Origin of the sequence: Mesorhizobium sp. M7A.F.Ca.ET.027.03.2.1, from assembly GCF_003999175.1 — a bacterium.
Taxonomy (GTDB): domain Bacteria; phylum Pseudomonadota; class Alphaproteobacteria; order Rhizobiales; family Rhizobiaceae; genus Mesorhizobium.
This window is the reverse complement of record NZ_RZOM01000621.1, coordinates 1-3,676: the sequence shown is the minus strand read 5'-3', so window position 1 is coordinate 3,676 and position 3,676 is coordinate 1. Positions and strand designations below refer to the sequence as shown.

Annotated in this window: 5 protein-coding genes; 1 reads left to right on the top strand and 4 read right to left on the bottom strand. The window is 62.7% G+C overall.

The window, feature by feature from the left end; all coding sequences use genetic code 11:
* The 4 genes from EN750_RS23550 to EN750_RS23535 form a co-directional block, all read right to left on the bottom strand.
* Positions 1–414: alcohol dehydrogenase catalytic domain-containing protein (locus EN750_RS23550; RefSeq protein WP_148669944.1), on the bottom strand; the 414-nt coding region annotated here is incomplete at its 3' end.
* Between the two features lie 43 nt (positions 415–457).
* Entirely contained in the window at positions 458–1,276 is an 819-nt protein-coding gene (gene pcsA, locus EN750_RS23545; RefSeq protein WP_023811884.1) for a phosphatidylcholine synthase, read from the bottom strand.
* A complete protein-coding gene (locus EN750_RS23540) occupies positions 1,273–1,887 on the bottom strand; it encodes a DUF1326 domain-containing protein (protein WP_127397798.1) in 615 nt (204 codons plus the stop codon). Before EN750_RS23540 ends, pcsA begins: the two co-directional genes overlap by 4 nt.
* 14 nt (positions 1,888–1,901) lie before the next feature.
* On the bottom strand, positions 1,902–2,840 hold the full coding sequence (locus EN750_RS23535) for a DUF2182 domain-containing protein (protein ID WP_127397797.1): 939 nt from the start codon (positions 2,838–2,840) through the stop codon (positions 1,902–1,904).
* 71 nt (positions 2,841–2,911) lie between these two features.
* On the opposite strand from EN750_RS23535, the gene EN750_RS23530 reads away from it, so the two are divergent.
* On the top strand, positions 2,912–3,676 hold a 765-nt coding region (locus tag EN750_RS23530; RefSeq protein WP_189526405.1), incomplete at its 3' end, for an FAD-dependent monooxygenase.

The window sequence follows — 3,676 nt, the reverse complement described above, 5'->3', positions numbered from 1 at the left end:
CACCTTGAACGTCCGGCGCAGCAGATATTCCGCGGTCATGCCCTTCAGCATCATCGCCGCGGCCTGTTCGTCGCTGATGCCATCCGGAACCTTGACGACGCGGCTGGCATCGATGACGCGCTGTTGCGCGTAAGCGCCCGTCGTCACGGCATAGGCGATGCGATCGCCCGGATTCAGCCAGTCGACGCCCTGGCCGACCTCCAGCACCACGCCGGCAGCTTCGCTGCCTGGCACGAGCGGGAAGCCGCCAGGCGGCGGGTAGAGGCCAGAGCGATGGTAGACATCGATGAAATTGAGGCCGATCGCGGTGTGCCGGACCAGGATCTGCCCGGATCCCGGCTGGCCGGGGTCAGCGTCCTCATAGGTCAGAACTTCCGGGCCGCCATTGGCGTGAATGCGGATCGCTTTGGACATTGCTAGGCTTCCTGTGGGCTAGGCTTCCTGTGGGAGTGGCTGATCAAGCCTTTTTGGCACCGAGATTGGGAAAGAACTGCATGATGCCACCGATGCAGGCAAGGTAAAGCCCGGTGATGGTAATGCCGATCTTGGTGAAGGTGCTGACCTGCTCGCCCAGCACGCCGATCTGATCGTAGAAGGCAGCGAGTGCCGCCTGGGCCAGGGCAAGCGCGCCGAAAGCGCACCACAAGAGAGTCATCCCAAGGTTGATGCGCCGCAGCCGCACCACCCGCACCGGGTGGATGAAGTTGATCGGCACGAAAGTCAGGACGCCGGCCACCACCACAACCGCGAACGAAACCCATTGTCCGGGCTCGATGACGAACAGGGTGAACACCACCATGTTCCAGACCACGGGGAATCCCTTGAAGAAATTCTCCTTCGTCTTCATGCCGGTGTCGGCATAGTAGATGGCGCTGGACACGACGATGATCGCCGCCGACAGGAATGACAGGCCCTCGCCCATGAAGCCGCGCTGATAGAGGGCGAAGGCCGGGATCAGCACGTAGGTCACGTAGTCGATGATGTTGTCGAGCAGTTCGCCCGACCATGTCGGCAGGATCTCCTTGACCTCGAGCTTTCTGGCGATCGGTCCATCGATGCCGTCGACGAACAATGCCAGCCCGAGCCACCAGAACATTGCGGTCCAGCGCTCTTCGCTCGCCGCCACAAGCGAGAGGAAGGCCAGGAACGAGCCTGATGCGGTCAAGAGATGGACGGAGAACGCCCGCGCCTGTGGCCAGGTGACCTTCTTCTTCGGCCTGGGAATCCGGTCCGTGATCTTTTTGGCGGCTTTTCGGGCCGTTGTGTTCTTGCTCACGGGCCCCGCCAATCCAGCTTGCAGATTTCGGCCGAACGGCCGGCGAAATTCCAGTTGCGGCCGAAAGCCCGCATCTTGCTCTTGTCAGACCTTGCCACGATAATCTCGGGCGCGATCCAGTATTCCGAATTGCTGATCACCGTATCCTTGCCGCGATCCTTGCCGGGGATGGGTGTCACCGCCCCGTCGATGATCTTCGGTATCTGGAAGATACGTGTCTTGTCACGCGTCTCATAGGTGATCGGCACTTGTTCGACGCCGAGGAATTTGCCGACCAGGATGGAGAGCAGCGATGTGGTTCCGCCTGCCTTGCCGGTGAAGATCTTGGTCAGCGCCTTGACCGCGTAGACCGATGCGCGGCTGTCGATGAACAGGCCGGCGGTCCAGTTGCCGCGGCTCATGTGGCCGGGGATTTCCATAATCAGCCCGAGATTGAGGCCGGACAGATCGACCTCACCGAAATGGCCTGCATCGATACGAAACCCCGCCCAGGTCTGGCAATAGCCTTCGGTCGGCGGATGATTGCCAAGCGATAGCACGCAGGGGCAAAAAACCGTGCAATTGCAGGAGAGTACGAGCTCTCCCTTCATCGCCCAGCTCTGGTCTGCCATCGATTTTCCCCCACTCATAGCGAGACTACTAGCAGCGCGGCTGCCCAGACAAGCAGTATCGCACCGGCCAGCCGGGTTGGAACCCTGCTGGCTGTTTGTTTTTCGATCAGGGTGAACAGCCCGATCAACGCCATCCAGAAAATGTTCATGACGCCAACGGCGAACATCACCAGCATCAAGGCCCAGCAGCAGCCGAGACACCACAGACCCTGCGCGACACCGAGCCGAAAGATGTTAAGGGGCCTTGCGCTCCAGTTCGAAAACAGGACCGAGAACGGGTTCTTGCATTTCTTCAGGCAAGCTTCCTTGAGGCCGCTGAACTGGTAGCGGCCGGCAATCACGAGAGCGAGCGCACCGGCAAGGCCGGCGACCGGATCGAGCATCCCGGCTGATGAGGCGAATGTATGGGCGGCCAAGGTCAGCGCCGCGAACATCATTGAAGCGGCGAGCCAGACGCTTAGGTAACCGGCGACCAGCACCAGCGGGTGAACGACCGGTTCGCCCTTGATGCGAGCCGTGTCAGTGATTTCGCAATAGGTGCGGATCATCGGCGCCGCCGAAGGCAGCATCATCGCGACCGCCATCAGGAGCCACATGAAAACGAGCGCGCCGGCCTGCAAGCCGAGATCTGCGTCCAAGGGCACCGGTGAGAGGCACAGCACAAAGAACCGTTCCAGGAAATCGGGCAGCGGCAGTTGCGGCAGGCTGCGCAGGATCGTGTCGCCAGGGGCGCCGACGCCCGCAATCCCTGTTTCAGCCCCGCGGATTGCCATCGCCGCAAGAGACAGCCAGGCAAGCAGGATGCAAGCGGCGACAACGACGTTTACCGTGACGCGAGGATTGCGCGCGATGCCGGCCATGGCGCGGCCGGCGCGGTCGAGATGGCTGAAGTCGTCCTGCTGGCCGGTCATGACATCCGAATGGGCCGAATCGCCGCGTTGATCAAGCGGCATGATCTGACCTATATGCTCATCGAACGGCAGGTCGGGTGGACCGGCCTCGCATTGCAAGCCGGAAGCCGATCTTGGAGCATCAGCAAACTGCGCGGATACTGGTTGCCGGCACGGGGCCGGCAGGGCTGATCGCGGCGCTCGGTTTTGCCGCCGAAGGTTTCCCGGTGACGCTGGTCGGGCCGGAGCCCACTGCCCCCGACGGCCGCACGACGGCCCTGATGAACCCTGCCTTGAAAGTGCTCGACCGGCTTGGCGTGCTCGAAACCGTCAAATCCAAGGCGGCGCCCCTGAAAGTGATGCGCATCGTCGACGCCACCAGCCGGCTGATCCGCAGCCCGGTCGTCACCTTCCGTGCCAGCGAAATCGACGAGGACCAATTCGGGCTGAACCTTCCCAACAGCGTCCTCAACCCGGCACTCGCCAGCGCCGTTGCCGCGCATGCCGGCATCGACCGGCTGATGTCGATAGTGGCGAACTGGCGTCTCGATGCCGAGCACGCCCGTGCCGTCCTGGCCGACGGCAGCACGGTCGACGCATCGCTTGCGGTCGCCGCCGATGGGCGGTTGTCACCGGCGCGCCAGGCGGCCGGCATCTCGACCTCGGCCCGGTCCTACCCGCAGGCAGCTCTCGTCCTCAATTTCGGCCATAGCGGCGACCACGCCTTCACCTCGACCGAATTCCACACCGAGACCGGTCCGTTCACGCAGGTCCCATTGCCCGGCAATCGCTCCAGCCTGGTCTGGGTGGTCAAGCCCGAGACCGCGACCGACCTCGCCGCACTGGACGATACGACGCTTTCTCAGCGGGTTGAACAGCAGATGCAGTCGATGCTGGGC